General features: G+C 66.2%; 17 protein-coding genes, 2 tRNA genes and 1 other RNA gene. 14 read left to right on the forward strand and 6 right to left on the reverse strand.

The window, feature by feature from the left end; translation table 11 throughout:
- Together O5O53_RS03265 and O5O53_RS03270 are read left to right on the forward strand one after the other, a co-directional pair.
- Nucleotides 1–3,326, forward strand: a 3,326-nt coding sequence (locus O5O53_RS03265) for an SdrD B-like domain-containing protein (RefSeq protein WP_302470898.1), incomplete at its 5' end; no start/stop codon positions are given.
- A 183-nt stretch (nt 3,327–3,509) separates the two neighbouring features.
- On the forward strand, nt 3,510–5,723 hold the full coding sequence (locus O5O53_RS03270) for a hypothetical protein (RefSeq protein WP_269508982.1): 2,214 nt from the start codon (nt 3,510–3,512) through the stop codon (nt 5,721–5,723).
- Between the two features lie 63 nt (nt 5,724–5,786).
- Here the strand turns inward: O5O53_RS03270 and O5O53_RS03275 are convergent, their stop codons facing one another.
- Nucleotides 5,787–6,791, reverse strand: coding sequence for a prephenate dehydrogenase (locus O5O53_RS03275; protein ID WP_269508984.1), 1,005 nt, complete (start codon nt 6,789–6,791; stop codon nt 5,787–5,789).
- A gap of 50 nt (nt 6,792–6,841) precedes the next feature.
- Here O5O53_RS03275 and O5O53_RS03280 point away from each other — a divergent pair, with 50 nt between their 5' ends.
- The 6 genes from O5O53_RS03280 to tgt all read left to right on the forward strand — a co-directional run bounded on the left by O5O53_RS03280 (nt 6,842) and on the right by tgt (nt 11,928).
- Nucleotides 6,842–7,324, forward strand: a complete 483-nt coding sequence (locus tag O5O53_RS03280) for a tRNA adenosine deaminase-associated protein (RefSeq protein WP_269508986.1) — start codon at nt 6,842–6,844, stop codon at nt 7,322–7,324.
- A 22-nt stretch (nt 7,325–7,346) separates the two neighbouring features.
- Nucleotides 7,347–7,781 carry a nucleoside deaminase gene (locus O5O53_RS03285; protein ID WP_367616711.1) on the forward strand — a complete coding sequence of 145 codons (435 nt, stop codon included), beginning with the start codon at nt 7,347–7,349 and terminating at the stop codon, nt 7,779–7,781.
- Nucleotides 7,782–7,857: 76 nt separating this feature from the next.
- Entirely contained in the window at nt 7,858–8,085 is a 228-nt protein-coding gene (locus tag O5O53_RS03290) for a CsbD family protein (RefSeq protein WP_239218283.1), read from the forward strand.
- Between the two features lie 38 nt (nt 8,086–8,123).
- Nucleotides 8,124–8,211: transfer RNA gene (locus O5O53_RS03295), tRNA-Ser, on the forward strand.
- 109 nt (nt 8,212–8,320) lie between these two features.
- On the forward strand, nt 8,321–10,684 hold the full coding sequence (locus O5O53_RS03300) for an MMPL family transporter (protein ID WP_269508990.1): 2,364 nt from the start codon (nt 8,321–8,323) through the stop codon (nt 10,682–10,684).
- Complete coding sequence (gene tgt, locus O5O53_RS03305) at nt 10,681–11,928, forward strand: tRNA guanosine(34) transglycosylase Tgt (protein ID WP_269508992.1); 1,248 nt, start codon at nt 10,681–10,683, stop codon at nt 11,926–11,928. Before O5O53_RS03300 ends, tgt begins: the two co-directional genes overlap by 4 nt.
- An 83-nt stretch (nt 11,929–12,011) precedes the next feature.
- Here tgt and O5O53_RS03310 read toward each other — a convergent pair whose 3' ends face one another.
- Nucleotides 12,012–13,292 carry a zinc metalloprotease gene (locus O5O53_RS03310; protein WP_269508994.1) on the reverse strand — a complete coding sequence of 427 codons (1,281 nt, stop codon included), beginning with the start codon at nt 13,290–13,292 and terminating at the stop codon, nt 12,012–12,014.
- A gap of 536 nt (nt 13,293–13,828) precedes the next feature.
- Nucleotides 13,829–14,470, reverse strand: a complete 642-nt coding sequence (locus O5O53_RS03315; protein WP_269508996.1) for a queuosine precursor transporter — start codon at nt 14,468–14,470, stop codon at nt 13,829–13,831.
- Nucleotides 14,471–14,489: 19 nt separating this feature from the next.
- Here O5O53_RS03315 and gluQRS point away from each other — a divergent pair, with 19 nt between their 5' ends.
- A complete protein-coding gene (gene gluQRS / locus O5O53_RS03320) occupies nt 14,490–15,410 on the forward strand; it encodes a tRNA glutamyl-Q(34) synthetase GluQRS (RefSeq protein ID WP_269508998.1) in 921 nt (306 codons plus the stop codon).
- A gap of 1 nt (nt 15,411) precedes the next feature.
- Here the strand turns inward: gluQRS and O5O53_RS03325 are convergent, their stop codons facing one another.
- The 3 genes from O5O53_RS03325 to O5O53_RS03335 all read right to left on the reverse strand — a co-directional run bounded on the left by O5O53_RS03325 (nt 15,412) and on the right by O5O53_RS03335 (nt 17,879).
- Nucleotides 15,412–17,136, reverse strand: a complete 1,725-nt coding sequence (locus O5O53_RS03325) for an alkaline phosphatase D family protein (protein ID WP_269509000.1) — start codon at nt 17,134–17,136, stop codon at nt 15,412–15,414.
- Between the two features lie 89 nt (nt 17,137–17,225).
- Entirely contained in the window at nt 17,226–17,735 is a 510-nt protein-coding gene (locus O5O53_RS03330; protein WP_269509002.1) for a ferritin, read from the reverse strand.
- A gap of 55 nt (nt 17,736–17,790) precedes the next feature.
- A tRNA-Ser gene (locus O5O53_RS03335) sits at nt 17,791–17,879 on the reverse strand.
- Nucleotides 17,880–18,001: 122 nt separating this feature from the next.
- Here O5O53_RS03335 and ffs point away from each other — a divergent pair.
- From ffs to recR, 5 genes are all read left to right on the forward strand, one after another.
- Nucleotides 18,002–18,097, forward strand: an RNA gene (gene ffs, locus O5O53_RS03340) — signal recognition particle sRNA small type.
- 21 nt (nt 18,098–18,118) lie between these two features.
- Nucleotides 18,119–19,399, forward strand: coding sequence for an aspartate aminotransferase type Ic (locus O5O53_RS03345; RefSeq protein WP_269509004.1), 1,281 nt, complete (start codon nt 18,119–18,121; stop codon nt 19,397–19,399).
- Nucleotides 19,400–19,409: 10 nt separating this feature from the next.
- Nucleotides 19,410–21,581 carry a DNA polymerase III subunit gamma and tau gene (locus O5O53_RS03350; protein ID WP_269509006.1) on the forward strand — a complete coding sequence of 724 codons (2,172 nt, stop codon included), beginning with the start codon at nt 19,410–19,412 and terminating at the stop codon, nt 21,579–21,581.
- A gap of 39 nt (nt 21,582–21,620) precedes the next feature.
- A complete protein-coding gene (locus O5O53_RS03355; protein WP_070475125.1) occupies nt 21,621–21,995 on the forward strand; it encodes a YbaB/EbfC family nucleoid-associated protein in 375 nt (124 codons plus the stop codon).
- Nucleotides 21,996–22,058: 63 nt separating this feature from the next.
- Nucleotides 22,059–22,685 carry a recombination mediator RecR gene (gene recR, locus O5O53_RS03360; protein ID WP_070845387.1) on the forward strand — a complete coding sequence of 209 codons (627 nt, stop codon included), beginning with the start codon at nt 22,059–22,061 and terminating at the stop codon, nt 22,683–22,685.
- Nucleotides 22,686–22,734 lie beyond the last annotated feature (49 nt).

Genomic DNA, 22,734 nt, shown 5'->3' on the forward strand with positions numbered 1-22,734 from the left:
AGCAGCAGGTTGTGGTTTCTGATCTGCCGGGGTATTCGATTGAGTACCCGGGCACGGTGACTGTCAGCCCGGAGGGCACGCCGTCGGTTGATGTGACGGTGACCCCGGTGCCGACGACGTCGAAGCCTGCGCCGACGACTACGGCTCAGCCGACGACGTCCGCTCAGCCGACCACGTCGAAGCCTGCGCCGACGACTACGGCTCAGCCGACCACGTCGAAGCCTGCGCCGACGACTACGGCTCAGCCGACCACGTCGAAGCCTGCGCCGACGACTACGGCTCAGCCGACGACGTCCGCTCAGCCGACGACGTCCGCTCAGCCGACGACGTCCGCTCAGCCGACGACGTCCGCTCAGCCGACGACTACGGCTCAGCCGACCACGTCGAAGCCTGCGCCGACGACTACGGCTCAGCCGACCACGTCGAAGCCTGCGCCGACGACTACGGCTCAGCCGACCACGTCGAAGCCTGCGCCGACGACTACGGCTCAGCCGACGACGTCCGCTCAGCCGTCCACGCCGAAGCCGACTGCCGCACCCGCACCTTCCACGGACTCCAAGCCGGAGCCGAAGAAGCCGAGCATCGTCGGCACCATCACCGACCCGGAGGGCAACCCGCTGCCGCCGTCGAAGGATAAGGACGGCAAGCCGCAGCCTCCGACGGTGACCGTCAAGGACAAGGACGGCAACCAGGTCGTCGACCCGATCGAGGTCGACGAGAACGGTAACTTCGAGGTGCCGGCGCTGCCGGAGGACGGCGATTACGTGGTAATCGTCGATGCACCGGACGGCTTCAATGATCCGAAGCCGCAGGTTGTGCCGGTGGAGAAGGACAAGACTTTCGAGCTGCCGCCGATCAAGGTGGGCAAGCCGGAGGTTGAGCTGGACAAGGACAAGCCGGCTGCAAAGCCGGGTTCGGTTCACGGCTGGTTGGTCGATGACTCGAACCGTCCGATCACTGGCTCCGACATCAAGCTGGTGAAGAAGGGCGTCACCGACCCGGAGACCGGTGAGAAGTTCGACTACGAGGTCCCGATTAAGGTCGACGCAGACGGCTACTTTGTCACCCCGTCGATCGACTTCAAGTACTTCCCGGACGGTAAGGCCGACTTCGACCTCGAGGTCACCCTGCCTGAGGGCTGGCCGGATGTGGACGTCAACGGCGACAAGATCAACCGCACCGTGACCGTCAAGTCTGGCGAGTCCACCCCGGTGGAGATCAAGGTTGAGGCACCGAAGACCCAGTCCATCGTCGGCCGCGTTGACGACGGCAACGGCAATGCTGTGCCGGGCACCGTCGTTGTGGTCACCGACCCGCGCGGCAACTCCCGCGTCATTCCGGTCGAGGACGACGGCTCCTTCGAGATCGACGACGTCATTCCGGGCGTCCACGACGTGGAGATCCTCACCCCGGGCCGCGGCAACGACGTGGACCCGATCAAGGTGCCGGTGCGCGCTGGCGAGGACGTCGAGCTGCCGGAGATCCACCTGACCAAGAACAAGTCCCTGAAGCTTGAGAAGCGAGTTTGGGGCCGCGACGCCGACAACAACGGCAAGGTCAAGAACAAGGACGGCGAGCTTGTCGACGATGTGATGACCGTCAAGGACGGCGAGGACCTCCTCTACGCCCTGATCGTCACCAACGACGGCGACGAGCCGATCAAGAACATCACGTTCGACGATCCGGAGCTGGATAAGCGCAACATCGAGCTGACCATGCCGGAAGGCTGGACCGCCGAGTCTGAGCTGGCTCCGGGCGACTCGAAGGTCTTCAACGCCAAAATGAAGGCGCCGGAGGACGCGTTCGACTTCAACAACGTCGCAACCGCAAGTGGTGTCACTTCCAAGGGTGAGAAGGTCAGCTCCCTGCCGGATTCCGCCTACACCAAGTTCCTGCGTGGCGCTGTGGAGAAGAAGGTCAATGCCCGCTTCGCCACCAACAAGGACAAGCCGGTCAAGGCCTCGGCGAACTCCCCGCTGGGCTTCACCTACGAGGTGAAGAACACTGGTTCCACGCCGATGGTCAACGTCAAGCTCACCGACATCGTCTACGAGGACGGCGTTGATGAGGACAACTGCAAGCCGGTCAAGGCGTCCGAAAAGGCGGAGGACGGCCAGTGCTACCAGCTCGACGTGAAGGAGCCGGAAGGCTTCACCGGCACGCTGCTGCCGGGCGAGCGCGTCGTCTTCAGCGCTGAGTTGCCGGAGGGCCTCAACCCGGGTGCTAAGCACCACAACGCCGCTGAGGCTCGTGGCGAGCTGCCGGCACGTCCGGGCCGCGGCGACGGCTACACGGGTGAGCCGGAGTACGGCGAGGATCCGTCGTCCGTGCTGATCATCTCCCCGAAGGACAACATCAAGGGCAACGCCCACGTTGTGGTCTCCGAGGGTGCAGAGCTGGACGCTAGCGATGTCCAGGTGGTTGCTTGGGTCGACGAGAACGGCAACGGCAAGCAGGACCCGGACGAGGGCCTGTCTGGCCTGAAGATCTCGCTGGCACCGACCGACGGCACCCCGTCCTTCGCCGGTGAGTCCAATGAGGACGGCAATGTCCTGTTCGAAGGCTCGCCGTACGGCAAGTACACGCTGAAGATTGATAGCCCGGGCAACCTGCGCCTGGTCGATCCGAAGGATCCGGAGAACAACTCCTTCGATCCGGGTGCGGTCCTCGAGTCCAAGGAATTCGAGGTCAACAAGGCCGAGCAGGTGATCAACCTCCAGCTTGAGACCCCGCGCACCGCTGGTATCTCCGAGGGCGGCGCTCAGGGCGAAGAGGAAGACAGCTCCCTGGGTAAATGCCTGGCGTCTGCGTCCTCCGTGTCCAACCCGGTTGCGTGGCTTGTTCCACTCGGCCTGCTCGGTGCCGTCATGGGCGGCATCGGCGTGATGTTCGAGGATGAGCTGAACCAGATCTCCGCTCAGGCCAACGCAGCGATCCGTGGAGCAATGCCGAACGTCGACCTTGGCATCGGCTTCCAGCAGCCGGAGTGGGTCACTGAGATCCAGGGTCAGTGGCAGGCACAGATCGACCAGGTGAACCGTCAGCTGGCACAGATCAACCCCGCAGCCCCGGCTGCTGCGGGCGGCGTCGCTCTGCTGGCTATCGCTGGTTTGCTCACCGGTGTCTTCTACGCCGGCTGTGAGGCTGGCTGGTTCGAGCCGAGCGAGGAGAGCAGCTCCGCTGGTAGCTCCTCCAAGGCAGACGCTGAGGGCACTGAAGATGTCGCTGGCTCCAGCAGCTCCAGCTCCGAGGGTGGCAGCTCCAAGAAGAATGAGGCTGACGCTGACGCCCAGCCGGAGGCAAAGCCGGAAGAGGCCGCCAACTAAGGCCCCGAGGGCTCTAGTCCATGGCTGAGTTCTAGAACGTGCCCCGGTCTCGTCGATACGCATCGGCGAGACCGGGGCGCTGTGTTTTTACAGGCAATAAATATTGAGACAGCGCGATGAAACGTATACATTCGTAGGTGCTTTTTGGGCTTTCGCGCGCTTTTTCACATTCGAGAGGTAATAATGGCTGCAAACTCCAAGGTCAACCGCATCGCCGGGCTGTCGCTCGCCGCTGCTGTCGCGGGCACGCTGACGCTCGTGCCCGTTGCGAAGGCAGAAACCACGTCTCTGTCCTCGGAGTCCACTACGTCGAAGGCTCCGGTCGTCTCCACGGAGGACACCAGCTCCGCCGCCCCGGCAACCTCTTTCACCGCCGCTCCGGTAACGACGTCGGTGAAGTCGGCTGAGGGGACACCGAAGGCGTCGACAAGCAATGTTGCCCCCACGACCAAGGCTGACAAGTCTGAGGAGTGGGCCGACATCCTCAAGGGCTTCGCCTCCCTGATCGTCTCGGCGACCGCTGCAGGCTCCGGCACCTCGGGTGTGCAGTACACCTCCGACAATCACACCTACAGCGCCGTGGCCAGCAACCCGACCAACGGCCGCCTCTACGCCGTGTCCGACGAGGGCCACCTGCTGCGCATCCACCCGCAGACCGGCAACCTGAAGGGCCTGGGCGAGATCCCGGGCGTCGACGCGAAGAAGATCACCTCCGCAGCCTTTACTCAGGACGGCACGCTCGTGCTTTTCGACGGCGAAACCGTCTACGCCAAAGACCTCGCCGACGACGAAACCGGTCCGAAGAGCAAACCGGAAAACCTCGAATTTGTGAAGAAGCCCGTCGAGGGTGTGCGCGACCTGCCGGAGCTTGCGTGGGCTCCGACCGACAACGACGGCGAGCTGGTCGCCCTGGCCACCAAGGACGGCAAGGCGACGCGCTACACCCTGAACGTGAAGGACGCGAAGGTCGCTGAGGCTCCGGCAGAGGTGAACAAGGGCGTCGACCTGGCCGACGTCGCCGCGTTCGAGTACGCTTACCTCGCCGACGACGCCACCTTCTTCGCTGACGGCGAAGGCAACGCTGTCAAGCTTGAGGACGGCAAGATCGTCGACGTTGAGACCGACCGCACCGAAGAGGACAACTACAAGGCCGTGGCCGGCCTGGAGGCGAAGCCGAAGTCCGCCGCTGGTGAGACCCCGGCCTCCGGTGAGCCGACCACTACGGCCGCTGATGCTCCTGCTGGCGCTGACTCCGCGACCGTTTCCCCGACCACCACCGCTGAGCCGACCCCGTCCAAGAAGGCCCCGAGCGTTGGCCAGCGAAACGCCGAGGTCGTCGAGCTTGACGTGGAGGTTGTCACCGCGGATGGCGGCCTGGTGCGGGACGCCAGCTTTGTGAGCGCAGACGGCACCGTCGACGGCGCGACCGACGAGTCCGGCAAGGGCAAGGTTTCCCTGAAGCTGGACGAGGCCTCCCGCGGCAAGGACACCTTTAACCTGGCGATCGACCAGGCGCCGGAAAACTGGGGCGTGGCTGTCGCCGAGGTTCAGCGCGGTGCCAAGTCCGTGAAGTTCGTCCTCCCGAAGGGGGAGGATGCTTCCGCGACCACCACCGTCGCGGCGCCGAAGGACACCACGTCCTCGACCACTATGAAGACCGCTGCGCAGGGCGATGACGGCCTCATCGAGGTGGACGTCCTGGTCAAGACCGCCGACGACAAGCTCGTCGAGGGCGCCGAGTTCAAGAGCGAGGATGGCCGCGTCTTCGGCACCACCGATGCGAACGGCCGCGGCAAGGTCACTATCGACCCGAAGAAGGACAACGCCAAGCTCGTCCAGCTCACGCTGAAGGAAGCTCCGAAGGGCTACAAGAACGCTGATGTGGTTATTCGCCGCGGCGACACTGAGGCCGAGCTGGTGCTCCCGCGCGACCCGAACGCGACCCCGTCCTCCACGCTGAGCAAGCCGGATCAGGTGCTGAAGGTCCTCGACCAGGTGCGTCCGGTGGCGTCGTCTTTCCTCGCCCCGGCGGCTGCGCTGGCCGGCGCTGGCGGACTGGCGGGTGCCGCGGGTGCGGGCGGCTCGAAGAGCACCAAGAGCACCAACACCACGTTCGGCGGCACGAAGGTCACTTCCAGCAGCACCACGGGTCGTTCCACGGGCCGCTCCACCAGCGTGACCCCGTCCGCGAAGGTGGTCACCCGCAACGGCAACTCCACCAAGGTGGCCAAGGCGAACACGTCTACTCGCGCTACCTCCTCCGACAAGGACACGGAGCGCGACGGTGATCTCGCGGATACCGGTACCCCGATGCGCGCAATCATCGCGCTGGGTGTGCTGTCCGTGCTCATCGGTGGCGCCTACCTGGCCCTGGGCCGCCGCCGCGAGAACCAGTAAGCCCGCGTAGAACACAAAAGGCGGTTCCCAGCCTCGGGAGCCGCCTTTTGTCATCCCGGAAAGCTAGAACACCTCGACGCGCCCGCCCACGGACTCGATCTGCACCAGCTGTTTCTCCCAGCCCGGGGTGCCCGGGTGCACGCGCATGATCGGGCGGGAGGAGATCTCCACGGGCGAGACGGACTCGCGTCGCGCTCCTTTGCGCGCGGCCATGCGCAGGTGGGCGCGGTGGCCGGACTTGGTCAGGTCCTCGAGCGACGGGCGCTCGCCGGACAGGGAGTCGCGGGCGCCTTGGAGCAGGTTGATGAACTCGTCGAGCACCGGCACCAGGGATTCCGCGTTGGTCTCGCACATGTTGCGCACGAGCTCCGGGTCGGTGCTGGCCACGCGCGTGGCGCCGCGGAAGGAGCCGGCGGACAGGGACTGCGCCAGGGTCCCGCCGTGGTCGCCGACCAGCGCCAGTGCCTCGGCGATCACGTGCGGCAGGTGGGACACGCGGGCGACGGCTTCGTCGTGGCGGTCCACAGAGACCGGCACCGCCTCCGCGCCGACCACCGACGCCAAGCGGCACACCACAGTGAACAGCTCGGCCCACGCGGGGTCGCCGGGGTGCTCGCGGGCGTAGTCGAAGGTCACGGCCCACGCGGCGCTGGCGAACAGGCCCTCCTGGGACGCGGTCCACCCGGAAAACTCCGTGCCGGCCATGGGGTGCCCGCCCACGTAGCGGGACTCCAACCCGCGCTCGACCACCAGGTCGTAGACCGGCTTTTTCACGCTGACCACGTCGGTGATGCCGCACGACGGCGCGAACTCGGCCACCTGGTCCAGCACCGAGGCCACGGCCCGCATGGGCACGGCCACGACCACCAGGGCGCCGTCGTCTTCGGCGCGGCGCAGCACTTCTTCCACGGAGTCGGACACGTCGAAGCCGTCCCTGCGCGCGGCACCCGCGCCGTGCAGCGTGAACCCGTAGACGCGCTCGCCGCGCGAGTGCAGGTCGCGCATGAGCGATCCGCCGATGAGTCCGAGGCCGACGATGCACACTGGGGGCAGCTGATGTGTAGTCACCGCACACAGTCTAGTGACACCTCCGCGGACGCGGACTACGCTTCGACACCATGAGCCAGGATTTCCCGGACGGGTACGCAGTCACCGTCGAGCGCACCGGCGGCACGTGGCGTGTGCGCGAGTTCGACGACGACTTTTCGGACCTTTCCACCTCCATCACCGCGGTGCGCAACCTGCGCGCTGAGGGGCCGGCGTTCGCGCTGCTTAATGTGGAGGAGGATTACCTGGTCATCGTGCGCCCGGGGCCGTCGCAAACCCGCGTGCTCATCTCGGACGCGACGATGGCGGTGGACGACGATTTCGCCGCGGACATCCTGGACGAGGCGGGCGCTGAGATCCCGGACATCGACCCGGACGAACTGGACAATGTGGACGCGTGGGCGGACGGGGACTTCGACATCCTCGCAGATCTCGGCCTGTCCGAGGAACAGATGAGCATTTTGCTTGACGACGACGCGGACCCGGCCGACCTCGCCCAGGCAATCGCCGACGAACTCGGGTTTGGCGACGAGTTGGACGACGTTGTCGGCTAGCCTGCGGCGCGCCGAGGAGCGCATGCGCGTCGCGCTCGAGACCACCAAACAGACTCCCGCCGGCGACGTGCCGGTGGGCGCTGTCGTGTTTGATGCTGGCGGGGAGGTGGTGGGCAGGGGCGTGAACCGTCGAGAAGCGAACTGCGATCCCACCGCTCACGCCGAGGTGGAAGCGATCCGCGACGCCGCGCGGACGTTGGGGACGTGGCGGTTGGACGGCTGCGAGCTGGTGGTGACGCTGGAGCCGTGCACGATGTGCGCCGGCGCGATCCTGGGCGCGCGGGTGTCCTCGCTGGTCTTCGGCGCGTGGGAGCCGAAGACGGGCGCAGTGGGCAGTGTGCTGGACGCGATCCGGGACCCGCGCCACCTGCACACCCCGGAGGTGCGCGCGGGTGTGCTGGAGGCGGAAGCTGCCAGAATGCTGAGCGAGTTCTTCGAAGATCTGAGGAGTAATTGAATCGTTACCCACGGCGGGCCGTTTTGGGCCTACAGTGGGGAACCTAGCTGATCCCAACGAATAAAGGAGTAAGACAATGGGTATTGAGGACAAGGCAGACCAGCTCAAGGGCGGCGCTAAGGAAGCGCTGGGCAACGTCACCGATAACGAGAAGCTCGCCAACGAGGGCAAGGCTGACCAGCTGATCGGCTCCGCCAAGGAGAAGCTCTCCGAGGCTGGCGACGCGATCAAGGACAAGGCCAACGAGGTCGCAGCCAAGGTCGAGGACAAGCGCGACGAGGCTGAGGACGCTGCTGAGCGCTAATTTGGTTATCCGGCAGCGCTGCCGTTAATCTGTTCGGCGGTAGCGTGTCCGAGCGGCCGAAGGTACTCGCCTCGAAAGCGAGTGAGGGTAAAACCTCCGCGGGTTCAAATCCCGCCGCTACCGCCAAAGTGTTAAGCCCCCGGAAACGGGGGCTTTTCGCATGTCGGGGGTGGCCACTAGGATGGGCCGGGTTACGCTCGCGCGGGCCGCGGGCGGGAAGGAACGGGTCTTTTACGTGGCGAAACTGCTGTACAAACTCGGGCGCTGGTCGTACCTGCACAAGTGGCGGGTGGTCGTCGCCTGGCTGTTGCTGCTCGGGGCGACGGCTGCTGGCGCGTTGTCGCTGATGAAGCCGTTCACGGACGAGTTCGCCATCGAGGACACCCCGGCTATCGACGCGCTGGACACCATGGCGGAGAACTTCCCGGACGCGGGCAACGTGGCCACCGCGCCGAGCGTGAACCTGGTCTTCGCCGCGCCGGAGGGCGAGCGGCTGGACACCCCGGAGCACATGGCGGCGATGGACAAAACCGTCGACTACATCCGCGACCACCTGGGCGTGGAGGGTCAGCGCTTTGGCAACCCGGTGCAGGTCAACGAGGAGCTGCAGCGCACCATCATCGACCAGATGTCGCAGATGGGCATGCCGTCCGAGCGCGCGGAGGCCGACGCGCACAACATGCGGATGCTTTCCGACGACGCACGTATCGCCTACACCACCTTCGACTTCGATGCCCCGTCCTCGATGTCCGTGGACCAGGCGGACCGCGACGTGGTGACTGAGGCCATGCAGCTGGGCCGCGACGCCGGGCTGCAGGTGGAAGCCGGTGGCGCCGGCTTCGGCGACCCGATCGCGGTGAAGACCACCTCCGAGCTGGTGGGCCTGGGCGTGGCGTTTGTGGTGCTGGTGGTCACGTTCGGCTCGCTGGCCGCGTCGGTGATCCCGCTGATCTCCGCCGTGGTGGGCGTAGGCATCGGCGCCCTGTTGGTGCTGCTGACCACCCACTGGGTGGAGCTGAACAACGTCACCCCGGTGCTTGCGGTGATGATCGGCCTGGCCGTGGGCATCGACTACGCCCTGTTCATCCTCTCCCGCTATCGCCAAGAGGCGCGGGACCTGCCGCCGGACGAGGCCGCGGGCATGGCGGTGGGCACCGCCGGTTCCTCGGTGGTCTTCGCCGGCACGACGGTGTTCACGGCGTTGGTGGCGCTGGCGCTGGCGGGCATCGAGTTCCTCACCTGGATGGGACTGGCGGCCGCGGCCACCGTCGCGATCTCCGTGTTAGTGGCGCTCACCCTCGTGCCGGCGCTGCTGGGCCTGTGGGGCTCGAAGGCGTTCGCCGGCAAGATCCCGGGACTTGCCGGCAATCCCGGGCCCGGCAAGCGCCCGGGCAAGGACCTGGACGAAAACTCCCTGGGCCGGCGCTGGGTCCGCTTCGTGGAAAAGGCCCCCGGCCTGGTCATGGCCGTGGTGGTGCTGGGCCTCAGCGCCCTGAGTATCCCGGTGCTGAACCTGGAGATGGCGCTGCCGTCTGACACCACCTCCAACCTGGACACCACCCAGCGCAAGTCCGCCGACCTGATGGCGGAGGGCTTCGGCCCCGGCGTCAACGCCCCGCTGCTGTTGGTGGTGGACGCACACAGCGTCAACCCGGATTCGGAGATCCTGCAGCCGTACATGGACGCCATCCCGGACGAGGCCGGCGGCGACGCCGAGAAGGCCGCGATGGCCAGCTTCATCTACACCGTGGGCGAGGTCGGTGCCGTCGGCGGCATCACCCACGCCCAGCTCATCGGCGCCAACGATGACCTCACCGCCGCGCAGATCCTGGCTACCCCGGACGGCGGCCCCGAGGAGCAGCGCACCCTCGCCGTCGCCCACGGCGTGCGCGACGTGGTCGGCCAGGTGGAGGATGCCACCGGCACCGACATCGGCCTGACCGGCCTGACCGCGGTGCAAATGGACATCACCGAAGAGCTCGCCGAGGCCATGCCGTTGTACTTGTCCATCGTGGTGGGCCTGGCCATCGTGCTGCTGATGGTGGTGTTCCGCTCCATCCTCGTGCCGCTGGTGGCCGGACTGGGCTTCTTGCTCTCCGTCGGCGCCGCGTTCGGCGTGACCGTCCTGGTCTTCCAGGAAGGGCTGTTCGGCCTGGTCAACACCCCGGGCCCGATCCTGTCGTTCCTGCCCATCTTCATGATCGGCGTGACCTTCGGCCTGGCCATGGACTACCAGGTCTTCCTGGTCACTCGCATTCGTGAGGCGTATCTGCAACGTGGAAACGTCGATAAGCTTCGCGCCGTCCACGAATCCACCGTCGAAGGCTTCGCGCAGGGCGCACGCGTGGTCACCGCCGCCGCGATCATCATGATCGCCGTGTTCATCGCCTTTTTGGACCAGCCGCTGCCGTTCATCCAGATCTTCGGCTTCGCCCTCGGCGTCGCCGTGCTTTTCGACGCCTTCTTCATCCGCATGGCGCTTGTCCCCGCCACCATGTACATCCTGGGACGCTCCACCTGGTGGATGCCGAAATGGCTCGACCGCCTCCTGCCCGAAGTGGACGTCGAGGGCACCGAACTAGAAAAGGAACACGCATGACCGACGTGACGTTTGAGGCCCACACCCAACTCGAGCCCGCGCCGGGCCGCCACGGCCGCACCGGCGTGATCCACACCCCACACGGCGACATCCAAACCCCGGCGTTCATCCCCGTGGCCACGAAGGCGACGGTGAAAACGCTCACGCCGGAGCAGATCCGGCAGACCGGCGCGCAAGCGATCCTGTCCAACGCGTACCACCTGTACCTGCAGCCCGGCCCCGACATCGTGGACGAGGCCGGGGGCGTGGCCGCCTTTGAAAACTGGCACGGCCCCACCTACACCGACTCCGGCGGCTTCCAGGTGATGAGCCTCGGCGTCGGTTTTAAGAAAGTCCTGGCCATGGATGTCGCCGGGCTGACCGAGGGTGATATCCGCGCCGCCAACAAAGACCGCATGGCGCGCGTCGACGACGACGGGGTGGACTTCAAATCCGTCATCGACGGCTCCTCGCACCGCTTCACCCCCGAGGTGTCCATGCAGATCCAGCACCAGCTCGGCGCCGACATCATGTTCGCCTTCGACGAGCTGACCACCCTCGTGGACACCCGCGCCTACCAGGAGCATTCCGTCGAGCGCACCCGCCGCTGGGCCCGCAGGTGCCTGCTGGAGCATGACCGCTTGACGACGGCACGTTCCGACAAACCCCTCCAATCCCTCTGGGGCGTGGTCCAAGGCGCCCAATACGAGGACCTGCGCCGGCAGGCGGTGCGTGGCTTGCTGGACCTGGATAAGGAGGCCCGCGACGAGGGCCGCCGTGGCTTCGGCGGCTTCGGCATCGGCGGCGCGCTGGAGAAGGAGAACCTGGGTACCATCGTCGGTTGGGTCACCGATGAGCTGCCCGTTTCGATGCCCCGGCACCTGCTCGGCATTTCCGAACCCGACGACATCTTCACCGCAGTCGAAGCCGGCGCCGACACCTTCGACTGCGTCGCACCGACACGCTTGGGTCGCCGCGGCGGGGTGTACACCCTGGACGGGCGCCTGAACCTCGCCGGCGCCCGGTTCAAGCGCGACTTCACCGGGGTGGACGAGGAGTTCGGCGGCTACGTCTCCGAGAACTATTCCCGCGCCTACATCCACCACCTGCTCAAAGCCAAGGAGTATTTGGCCGGAACGCTGTGCACCATGCACAACCTGGAGTTCATGATCCGGCTGGTGGACAACATCCGCGCCGCCATCGACGCCGGCGACTACGAGGCCTACCGTGACGAGTTCCTCGGCCGCTACTACGCGGGGAAGTAGCAGACACAAAAGCGGGCCCTTCCCTTTTCGGGAAGGGCCCGCTTGTTGGTTTCTACCTACCTGCTGGCCTTAGCTTTCAAGCCTTAGCGCATTGCGAGGAATGCTGCGCCGATGCCGAGGGCTGCTAGGGCTGCGATGACGCCGCCGATGATGGCTGCGATGTTGACCTGGCTGTCAGCCTTCTTCGGGGCCTCGGCCTTGGCCTTGGCTTCCACCTTCTGCTCGGCCTTGGGCTGCTCGGCGGGGACGACGCCGGGTTGTGCCTCAGCCTCTTCAGCCTCGTCGACCTCAGCTACTTCTGCTTCGATCTCGGCGGGGACTTCGGGTTCTGCGACCTCGACGGGTGCCGGGGTTTCGATTTCGATGTCTTCTTCGACCTTTTCGGCTTCGACTGGTGCGGTGACGCGGGCGCCGATGGACTCGGCGTAGGCGCCGATGCGCGGGTTGTCGAGTACCAGGCTGTCCCAGTCGGCGGGGACGAGGACCTTGCTGGCCGGGGTGTCGGCGAAGTACGGCTTTTCGGAGTAGTTGAAGTAGTCGAACTGGCGGTCGTAGTTCATCACCGAGTGGTAGCCGGCCTGCATCGGGGAACCTTCAGCGATGTCGGTGACGTACTGCTGGGCGCCCCAGTGGCGCAGCCCCAGGGTGTGGCCGAACTCGTGGAGGATGGTGTTTCGCACCTGCTCGTCGTTGGCGCGGCCATCCGGGTTAGCCACGTAGAAGGAGCTGTCGCCCACCAGCGACAGGCCCGTGGCGTTGGAGCCAGCGCGCATCCGGTCGCCCAGCACGCCGGGGCGGAAGATGTTCGCGCGATCACCAAGGTTGTTGATGGTGTTAATGAGCTGGAACGCCTCAAACTTGCTCGGGTCGAAGTAGAAATCGCGGTACTCCAGCGTCTCGCCGCCGTGGACGTCGGAGTAGTTGGGGATGTTGGTGTAGTGCTCGCCGGCATCGATGTGCAGGCTAATGCCGTGGTCGGCAAACAGGTCCACTAAATCGTCCAGGCTCTGCGTCGACGGGGCGTAGGAGGTGCGGTTGGCGTTGGCGCACTCGCGTGCCGCGCGGGTGTCGCACTTCAAGGTGTCGTATTCCGACGACATCCAGTTCAGCTGCATGAACAGATCCGGGCGGTTGGGGTCTGCTCCCCAGTCCGGCAGGGGGATTTCTGTGCCGTCTGCTAAAACGACGCCTTGTTCTTCCCAGATGTCGGGCAGGCCGTCGCCGTCGGAGTCAACGAGGGTGGCGGTGTTGGTCAGCACCGGTGCGAGCTCGATCTCTTGGGCGGCGTGTGCGACGTTCGCGCCGGAAACCGCGATGGCGGCGGCAACTGCTGCGGCGATGGTGTTTCGGAATGCTGCTCGCATCTCGGTGACTCCTTGGTGTGCGTTTTTCTCTTTGTGACATCCCCGAGTTTATGCACCGAATATGCGCAGGTAAACCGCTCGCCGCCAGGCTGAAAAATACCCTAAATCGTTGAACATTCCGTCCGGATTGTTCAACGTTTCCACCCGTTCCTAGCTGCGGATTGTTCATCAATCTGCCCGCGTGATCCGCCGTTTCGTCAGCATTGTTCAACGATCAAACTGCAAACGCGCGCGGATGGTTGAACAATCCACTATCACTGCATTTTATACACGTTAAGGTGTTTTCCAGCATGGATTCCGGCAATTTTGCGTCTACCTGCATGTTTCGGTTGATCATACTTTTCATGCGTTCTTAGTTTTGACGGGTTTTCCCTCAGAAATGCCGTAAACCCCCTGGATTGTTCAAAGATCCGCGGATTGTTCAGCAATCCGGAACACCCCGCTACCCCCGCTTTTTACCCCCGCTGCGGCGGCAGGGCACCGTCGCAAAGCAAAAAGCCCGCAACCGCAACGGCTGCGGGCAGAAAAAGCCTGGTTTAAACGGACGTCTCGGCCCGGCGCACCGCCGCGATGGTCGGGTAGGTCACCGGCAGGAGCAGCACCTCCATGGCGGTCTTCCACAGAAAGCCGACCACCACGTAGTTCACGAATGCGCCGGTGGAGTTGATTCCAATCACAGCTGCGGCAATCGAGCAGAACAACAAGGTGTCGGTGAACTCGCCCACGATGGTGGAGCCGATCAGGCGCGCCCACAAGCGGTCGGTGCCAAAGCGGTCCTTCATCTTCTGCAGTACCCACGCGTTGAGCAGTTGCCCCACCACGTAGCCAGTCAGCGAGGCCACCACGATCCGCGGAAGCAGGCCGAGGACGGCAGCGAAGGTGTCGTTCATGTCGTAGAAATCCGCGGCCGGCAGCCAGATCGCTATATAGAAGGACAACACTGCAATGACGGCGATGGCGAAGCCGGTGAACACGGCGCGCCTCGCCGCGCGAAACCCGTAGACCTCCGCGATCACGTCGCCGATGACGTAGGAGATGGGGAAGAGGAAGAACGCGCCGTCGGTGATCAGCGGCCCGAGCGCGACGCCTTTTTGCGCGGTGATGTTGGAGATCAAAAACACTGCGCAAAACAGGGCGAGCAGGTAGGGGTACGGGGAGCGGGAAACGTGGGGTGACATGCGCTTTATCATGGCACACATGCCTGATTTTCAAGCTCCCGCCGGCCGCTACGCCCCGAGCCCCAGCGGCGATCTGCACTTCGGCAACCTCCGCACCGCGGTGTTGGCGTGGTTGTTCGCGCGGCAGACGGGCCGCAACTTCTACCTGCGCGTGGAGGACATCGATTCGGAGCGCTCGTCCGCGGAGTCCGCGCAGCGCCAGATCGAGGATCTGCAGATGATCGGCCTCGACTTCGATCCGCCGGTGATGTACCAGCACGACCGCGGCGACGCGTACGCCGATGCGCTGTCCCGCCTGGATACCTACGAGTGTTACTGCACGCGCCGCGACATCCGCGAGGCCGCTTCCGCGCCCCACGCCCAGCCCGGCATGTACCCGGGCACCTGCCGCGATCTCACAGAGGAACAGCGAGCTTTTCGACGCTCCGAGCTCCACGCCGAAGGCCGCCTCCCGGCAATCAGGCTGCGCGCGCACGTGAAAGAGTGGACGGTGCGCGACTTCTACCAGGGCGAATACACCGGTCCGGTGGACGACGTGATCCTGAAGCGGGGTGGGCGCATCGACCAGGCGCAGGCGGGGGATTGGGCGTACAACCTGGCCGTGGTCGTCGACGACGGCTACCAGGGCGTGGATCAGGTAGTGCGCGGAGACGATCTGTTGTTTTCAGCGCCGGCTCAGGCGTACCTTGCCGACCGCTTAGGGCTCACAGTTCCCGTTTATATTCATGTTCCGCTCGTGGTGGGGCCGGAGGGGCGCCGATTGGCAAAGCGCGATGGGGCGGTGACGTTGCGGGAGATGCTGCGTGGAGGCAGCGCGAAAGAAATTGTGTCGAAAATCGCGGAATCGCTCGGCTACGTGGGTGCTTCGAGCGTTCGAAAGTTACTGGAGGAATTTGATCCGGCGCAGCTTTCGCGGGAGCCGTGGTTGTGGGCGCGATAGGTTATTGCCCGAAGCCCTCGCCCTTGCGCCACGTCAGGGCCGCGCCGGGGGAGACGGGCGAGGCCGGGTCGAGGATGTTGTGGACGCGAAGCCACTGCATATCCACCTGTTCGGCCGTAATGTCCACGATCGTGTAGCCGTGCGTGTCCAGCGCCACGTGGTGCAGGCTGGGGTTCGCGGCGCGCAGGTAGCCGCACGCCGCGCCGAAGACGGGGTGGCCGGCGCGGATCTTCGTCGACTCCGCCACGTTCGGCGCGGTGATGGACGAGCAGACGATCTCGCAGCCGATCTCCTCGCCGCCGTGAATGATGGTGTGCGCCCACTCCGAGTGGATGTCGCCGGTGAGGAAAATCGGGTTCTTGCCCAGGCGGCCCAGGGTGTTGATCAGGCGGCGGCGCTCGAAGTCGTAGCCGTCCCACTGGTCGCCGTTGAGCGGCATGTCGTTGAGCTCGGGAATCGGCGCCTGCGCCGGCACGATGTTCGCGCTGAGCGACTTAGCGACGGGGCGCGTGGCCGCATGGTTAAACGCCGCGCCGATGTGCAGCGGGGAGAACATCACCGAGTTGCCCAGCGCGTTCCACGTCGCGGTGGAGCGCTCGAGGGTGTCGATGAGCCAGTCGTACTGCTCAGAGCCGAGCATGGTGCGCGCATCGCCGGTCTGGCGGGCGCCGCCGCGCCAGAACTCCTTGTCGCGGTAGGTGCGCAGGTCCATGATGGTCAGCTCAACCAGGTCGCCGAAACGCAGGGAGCGGTAGATGTGGCCCTCGTCGGAGGTTGCGGTCAGGCGCACCGGCATCCACTCGTAGTAGGCGCGCATGGCGGCGTCGCGGCGTGTGTGGAAGTCGCCCTCGTCCGCGTTGTGGTTTTCGGCGCCGTCGCGCCAGTTGTTGTTGGCGAACTCGTGGTCGTCCCACACCACCACCCACGGCATGGCGGCGTGGGCGTCGCGCAGGTTGGGGTCGGTGCGGTAGCGGCCGTAGCGGGTGCGGTAGTCCGCCAGGGTGACAATTTCGTGGGCGGGCTGGTGCAGGCGCACGGGCCCGTAGCCGGCGTATTCGTACTGGGCGTATTCGTAGATGTAGTCGCCGAGGAACACGGTCAGGTCCAGCTCGCCGTCCCAGCCGCGCGCCGCCATGTCCTTGTAGGCGGGGAAGAAGCCGGATTCCCAGTTGGCGCACGACGCGACGGCCCAGCGTTGCCGGTCCACGTGGCCAACGGGTGCGGTTTTGGTGCGGCCGAGCGGGGAGGCGGCGCCTGCGTGCGGGCCGTCTGCCACGGTGAACGCGTAGTAGTAGACGGTGTCCGGCTCCAGGCCGCGCACGTCGACGTGGATGGTGTGGTCGCGCTCCACCAGGCTTTCGGTCTCGCCTTCGGCGATGACGTCGCGGAGCTGTGCGTCGCGCGCGACCCGCCAGCGCACCCGGGTGTTGGCGCCGCCGCCGGAGCCGGGCATCGCCTGCTCGTCGGGGGTGATGCGCGTCCAGATCACCACTGCGTCCGGCTGCGGGTCGCCGGAGGCCACGCCGTGCACGAACGGCAGCGGCGGCAGTTCCATCTCCACGGGCACCGGCTTCGTGGGCAGCGTGCTCTGCGACTGCGCACTCGGCACCGCCACCGCCGCACCCGCCGCCGACGTCGCCACAGCGGCGGTGCGCAGGAAGCCGCGTCGAGACAGGCGCTTTTGCCTATCGACGCCCTCCGGTTGCCTCCGCTCACACCCGTACACGCCCCACAGTGTGGAGCGTGCGTGGCCGGTCCGCTACCGGGGGAGGGCGATGTAGCTGGGAATTCGCCGGAAGTTCGCGCGGAGTTTACTTACTGCGCTTCAGGGGTGGGGGTGGGGCGGCCGGCCAGGCGGGCGTCGATACGCAAAAGCCCCGAGCCGTCCGCGCCGACGAGCTCGAGCTGGTCCACGATCTCGCCCACAGTGGCCTCTTCTTCAATCTGCTCGTTGAGGAACCAGTTGAGCAGCGGGCGGGACTCCAGATCGCCCACCTCGTCCGCCAGGCGGGTGATGGTGCGGATCTGCTCCGAGACCTTCTTCTCGTGCTCGAGCGCGGCCTTGAACGCGTCGAGCGGGCCGGTGATTGCCGGCGCGTCGATCTCGATGGTGTGGGGCACAACCCGCGCTCCGCGGTCAATCAGGTGCTGCGCGAACTTCTGTGCGTGCTCGCACTCCTCGGCGGCCTGGGCGGTGAACCACTCGCAGAGGCCGGGGAAGGACAGCGCGTCCATCTCGTTGGCCAGGTGGCGGTAGATGTAGGCCGCCGCGTACTCCTCGGTGACTTGCTGGTTGATGGCTTCAAAAAGGCGTTCGTCGATCATGTCCCGCGAGTATATGCGTTGAAGCCGGCACCCCGCGGGGCGCCGGCTTCGGATTTGGCGGAGGATGTGGGATTTGAACCCACGAGGGTCGTGAAACCCGCACGCGTTCCAGGCGTGTGACATAGGCCGCTAGTCGAATCCTCCAGCGACACTCGAAAGCGTCTTGCGATATATTAGACCACCCCGCGCCCACCGCCAAAACCGCAGCGCATCCGGCGTTAGTGCGCTTGGCTTGTTTATCGGGGGCCAACATGGCTACAGTATCGGGCAGGATCTCACGCGGTGTTATCTTGTGAACTCCCCCAGGGCGGGAACGCAGCAAGGGTCAGCGAGCTCTGGCAGGTGCGTGGGGTCCCTTTTTCATGCGCGCTACGATGTAACCCATGTCTCTTTCGGATCTCGATCCCACCCAGTTCTCCGAGCTGGCGCAGCGCACCCGCCAGCAGTACGACGAGCTCAAGGCCCGCAACCTCAACCTGGATCTCACGCGCGGGAAGCCGTCGAGTGAGCAGCTCGACTTCTCCAACGCCTTGCTTTCCCTGCCGGGGGAAGGCGACTACACCGACAACACAGGCGCGGACGTGCGCAACTACGGGGGCCTTACCGGCATCCCGGACATCCGCGAGTTGTGGGCGGAGGCGCTCGGCATCGACCCGGACAACCTCATCGCAGGCGATTCCTCCAGCCTGAACATCATGTTCGACCTGATCTCCTGGTCGTATATCTGGGGCAACAACGACTCGCCGCGCCCGTGGAAGGACGAGGAAACCGTCAAGTGGATCTGCCCGGTGCCGGGCTACGACCGCCACTTCGCCATCACGGAGCACTTCGGCTTCGAGATGGTCCAGGTGCCCATGACCCCGACCGGCCCGGACATGGACGCCGTCGAGGAACTGGTCAAGGACCCGCAGGTCAAGGGCATGTGGACGGTGCCGGTATTCGGTAACCCGACGGGGGTGACGTTCGCACCGGAGGTCGTCGAGAAGCTTGCTGCGATGGAAACCGCGGCGCCCGACTTCCGCATCGTCTGGGACAACGCCTACGCCATCCACACCCTCACCGGCGCGCAGACCGACAACCCCGACGTGATTGCGCTCGCGGAAAAGCACGGCAACCCCAACCGCTTCTGGTACATGTCGTCCACCTCGAAGATCACCCTCGCGGGCTCCGGCGTGGCGTTTTTCGCCTCCTCGAAGGCGAACTTGGAGTGGTACGCCTCTCACGCCTCCATCCGCGGCATCGGCCCCAACAAGGTCAACCAGCTCGCACATGCGCGTTTGCTTGGCGACGTCCAAGGGCTGCACACGCTCATGAAACAGCACGCGAACTCGCTGGCGCCGAAGTTTGAAGCCGTCATCGGCATCCTTCAGGGGCGCCTCGGCGAGTACGGGGTCGCGCAGTGGACCGAGCCGGAAGGCGGCTACTTCATCTCCCTCGACGTGCTGGACGGATCCGCCACCCGCGTGTGGGAGCTGGCCAAGGACGCCGGCATCACCCTGACCAAGGCCGGCGCCTCCTTCCCTGGTGGCGTGGACGAACAGGACCAGAACATCCGCCTCGCGCCGTCGCTGCCGCCTCTCGACGAAGTGCGCACCGCGATGGACGGCGTAGCCACCTGCGTGCTGCTCGCCTGCGTGGAAGCTGCGGAGTCCAACGCGGGCTAGACTTGCCCGCGTGGCTCTGTACAGGAAATACCGCCCCGCAACGTTCGGCGAGGTCATCGGCCAGGAGCAGGTGACCCGCCCACTTTCGACCGCCCTGGACAACGGGCGGATCTCGCACGCCTACCTCTTCTCCGGCCCGCGCGGCTGCGGAAAGACATCCTCGGCGCGCATCCTGGCGCGCTCCCTGAACTGCGCCGAGGGGCCGACTTCCACCCCGTGCGGCGTGTGCGAATCCTGCGTTGCACTCGCGCCGGGCGGGTCCGGCAACCTGGACGTGATGGAGCTTGACGCCGCTTCCCACGGCGGTGTGGAGGACATGCGCGAGCTGCGCGAGCGGGCGCTGTTCGCGCCGGCGGAGTCGCGCTACCGCGTCTTCATCATCGACGAGGCCCACATGATTACCAAGGAGGGCAACAACGCTCTGCTGAAGATCGTGGAGGAGCCGCCGGCCCACCTGATTTTCATCTTCGCCACCACCGAGCCGGAGAAGATGCTCGGCACCATCCGCTCGCGCACCCACAACTACCCGTTCCGGCTGCTGGCCCCGCAGGCGATGCGCGAGCTGGTGCAGCACGTGGTGGAGGAGGAAGGCGTCCACGTCGACGAGAACGTCTACCCGCTGGTCATCCGCGCCGGCGGCGGTTCGCCGCGCGACACCCTGTCGATTCTGGACCAGATGCTCTCCGGCGCCGGCGAGGACGGCCTGACCTACGAGCTGGCGCTGCCGCTGCTCGGCGTGACGGACCTGACGCTTCTCGACGCCGCCGTCGACGCCCTCGCCGACCGCGACGCTAGCGCGATGTACCGCACCATCGACCAGGTCATCGAGTCCGGCCACGAGCCCCGCCGCTTCGCCCTCGACCTGCTCGACCGCATGCGCGATCTGCTGCTGATCCGCACCGTCCCGGATGCCTTCGGGCAAGGGCTTGTCGACGCACCTTCGGACCGCGCCGACATCCTCACCCAAGAAGCCCACCAGTTCTCCCCGCAGCACCTGGCGTTGTTGGCGTCCGAGGTCAACGACCGCATCGCGAGCCTGCGCGGCGCCACCTCGCCGCGCCTGCTGCTGGAGATCATGGCCGCTCACCTGCTGACGCTGCAGCCGGGCGGCGGGGCCGCCCTGCCCGCCCCGGCCACCGGTGGTGCCGGTGCTGCTGGTGCTGTCCAGCCCCAGCCCGCGCCTTCCCCGCAGCAGCCTCAGACAGCGCAACAACCCAGCCCTTCCCAACCGGGCGGCGGCGCGGCCGCGGCGGCCGCAGCAGCTGCCGCCGCGGCGAGCGCTACGCGCAACCGCCAGCAGGAGGTGCCTGCGCAGCCCGAGCCCAAGCCGCAACCCGCGCAACCGGAGCCGCAGCCGGCAGAACCCCAGCAGTCTGAGCCTAAGCCTGAGCCCCAGCCGGATACGGACGAGTTGTTCGAGCGCATCGACAAGGACTGGACGCGGCTGCGCCAGTCCGTCGGCGAGCGCAACAAGGTCGCCGAGATCATGCTCACCGAGGCCAAACCGCTCGGCTTCGACGGCGACGTCCTCGTGGTCGGCCACCACACCGGCGCGCTGGCCGAGCGCATCAACGCCGAGAAGAACAACGCCGACATCGCCACTGTGCTTTCGGAGAAGCTCGGGGCGAAGATCCAGGTCCGCTGCGTCATCGGCACCGACCCGTCCACCACGAACCTGCGCCGCCCCGCCAAGCGCGAGGTGTGGAACCCGGGCGCTGAAACCAGCAGCGAGGACGGCTCGAGTTCCGACAGCGCCGAATCCGACGACCCTGCGCCTGCCAGCGGCTGGGACGCGCCCGCCCAGATCGGCGGGCCCGCCGCGGAGCAACCCGCCCCGTCGCAACCACAGGCACAGCAGCAGCCGCAGCAGCAAGCCCCGGCGCAGCCAACGCCCGCCAAGCGCGAGGACGACTGGCGCAGCGCCGCCCTGGCCGCCAGCCAGAAGGCCGCCGAGAAAGCCAAGCGCGAACGCGACGAAATTCCGCCGCCGCCCGAGCCGTATGACTATGACGAGGGGGAGCCGGAGGCGTCGATAGGCAATGTGCCCGAATACACCCGCGAGGACGAAGAACGCGACATGGCTGACCAGGCGCGCGACGAAGCCGGCACCGCCGACCGCCGCGACGCCACCGAAGTCGCGATGGACCTGCTCGCCGCCGAGCTCGGCGCGAAGCCGTTGTAGACTGGCGCGAGAACTATTAGCGAACGAAAGGGGACAACCATGACCCAGCCGCAAGACATGCAGGAACTCATCCGCCAGGCCGCCGAGGTGCAGGCCGCCCTCCAGCAGGCGCAGATGGAGCTGCTGCAGACCGAGGTCACCGGCACCGCCGGCGGCGAACTCGTCACCGTCACCATGACCGGCGGCGCCGAGATCACCGACATCAAGATCAAGCCGGAAGCCGTCGACGCCGACGACATCGAGTCGCTGCAGGACCTCATCCTCGCCGCGTACCGCGACGCGCACAACCAGGCCGGCAAGCTCGCCGAGGAGAAGATCGCCCCGCTGACCGGCGGCGCGATGGGCGGCGGCGCCCCGCAGGGTGGCGCGCCGCAGGCAGGCCCGGGCGAGATCCCGTTCGGCGGCATCATCTAACTCCCGCTCTACGCGTCCGGCCCTTTGCGCGGTCGGGCGCGTTTTCTTATGTGAAAGGACGCCGTGTTCGAAGGACCACTGCAGGACCTTATCGACGAGCTATCGCGCCTCCCCGGCGTCGGACCGAAATCCGCGCAGCGGATCGCGTTTCACCTGTTGAAGGAGGAACCGGAGGACGTCGATAGGCTGCGCGCCGCGTTGGCCGCCGTGCGCGACGGGGTGACGTTCTGCCGCATCTGCAACAACGTCTCGCGCGAGGACGTGTGCCGCATCTGCGCCGACTCCGGCCGCGACAAGGCGCTCGTGTGCGTGGTGGAAGACGCGAAAGACATCCAGGTCATCGAGCGCACCGGCGAATACTCGGGCCGGTACCACGTGCTTGGCGGGGCGCTGGACCCGCTGGCCAACGTCGGGCCGAAGGATCTGGCGATCGCGCCGCTGTTGCAGCGCATCGGCGGGGTGCTGCCGGATCTGGAGGGCGCCGAGGCGCCGGCGGTGTCCGAGGTCATCTTGGCCACCGACCCCGACACCGAGGGCGAGGCGACCGCGTCGTATCTGGTGCGGCTTTTGAAGGATTTTCCGGACCTGACCATTTCCAGGCTGGCCTCGGGCATGCCGCTGGGTGGGGACTTGGAGTTTGTCGACGAGCTCACGCTCTCCCGGGCCCTGACCGGCAGACTGCGGTTGTAGCGCCGCGGTTCCCGGGTGGGGGCGGCTGTGGACAACTTTGGGGCTGGTG

Source organism: Corynebacterium faecium (assembly GCF_027257105.1).
Classification (GTDB): Bacteria; Actinomycetota; Actinomycetes; order Mycobacteriales; family Mycobacteriaceae; genus Corynebacterium; species Corynebacterium lehmanniae.

What these genes read in the sequence shown, in the direction of transcription:
- O5O53_RS03270 (WP_269508982.1), top strand. Translation starts at nt 3,510, where the DNA reads ATGGCTGCAAACTCCAAGGTCAACCGCATCGCCGGGCTGTCGCTCGCC.
- O5O53_RS03280 (WP_269508986.1), top strand. Translation starts at nt 6,842, where the DNA reads ATGAGCCAGGATTTCCCGGACGGGTACGCAGTCACCGTCGAGCGCACC.
- O5O53_RS03285 (WP_367616711.1), top strand. Translation starts at nt 7,347, where the DNA reads ATGCGCGTCGCGCTCGAGACCACCAAACAGACTCCCGCCGGCGACGTG.
- O5O53_RS03290 (WP_239218283.1), top strand. Translation starts at nt 7,858, where the DNA reads ATGGGTATTGAGGACAAGGCAGACCAGCTCAAGGGCGGCGCTAAGGAA.
- tgt (WP_269508992.1), top strand. Translation starts at nt 10,681, where the DNA reads ATGACCGACGTGACGTTTGAGGCCCACACCCAACTCGAGCCCGCGCCG.
- O5O53_RS03310 (WP_269508994.1), bottom strand. Translation starts at nt 13,292, where the DNA reads ATGCGAGCAGCATTCCGAAACACCATCGCCGCAGCAGTTGCCGCCGCC.
- O5O53_RS03315 (WP_269508996.1), bottom strand. Translation starts at nt 14,470, where the DNA reads ATGTCACCCCACGTTTCCCGCTCCCCGTACCCCTACCTGCTCGCCCTG.
- gluQRS (WP_269508998.1), top strand. Translation starts at nt 14,490, where the DNA reads ATGCCTGATTTTCAAGCTCCCGCCGGCCGCTACGCCCCGAGCCCCAGC.
- O5O53_RS03330 (WP_269509002.1), bottom strand. Translation starts at nt 17,735, where the DNA reads ATGATCGACGAACGCCTTTTTGAAGCCATCAACCAGCAAGTCACCGAG.
- O5O53_RS03345 (WP_269509004.1), top strand. Translation starts at nt 18,119, where the DNA reads ATGTCTCTTTCGGATCTCGATCCCACCCAGTTCTCCGAGCTGGCGCAG.
- O5O53_RS03355 (WP_070475125.1), top strand. Translation starts at nt 21,621, where the DNA reads ATGACCCAGCCGCAAGACATGCAGGAACTCATCCGCCAGGCCGCCGAG.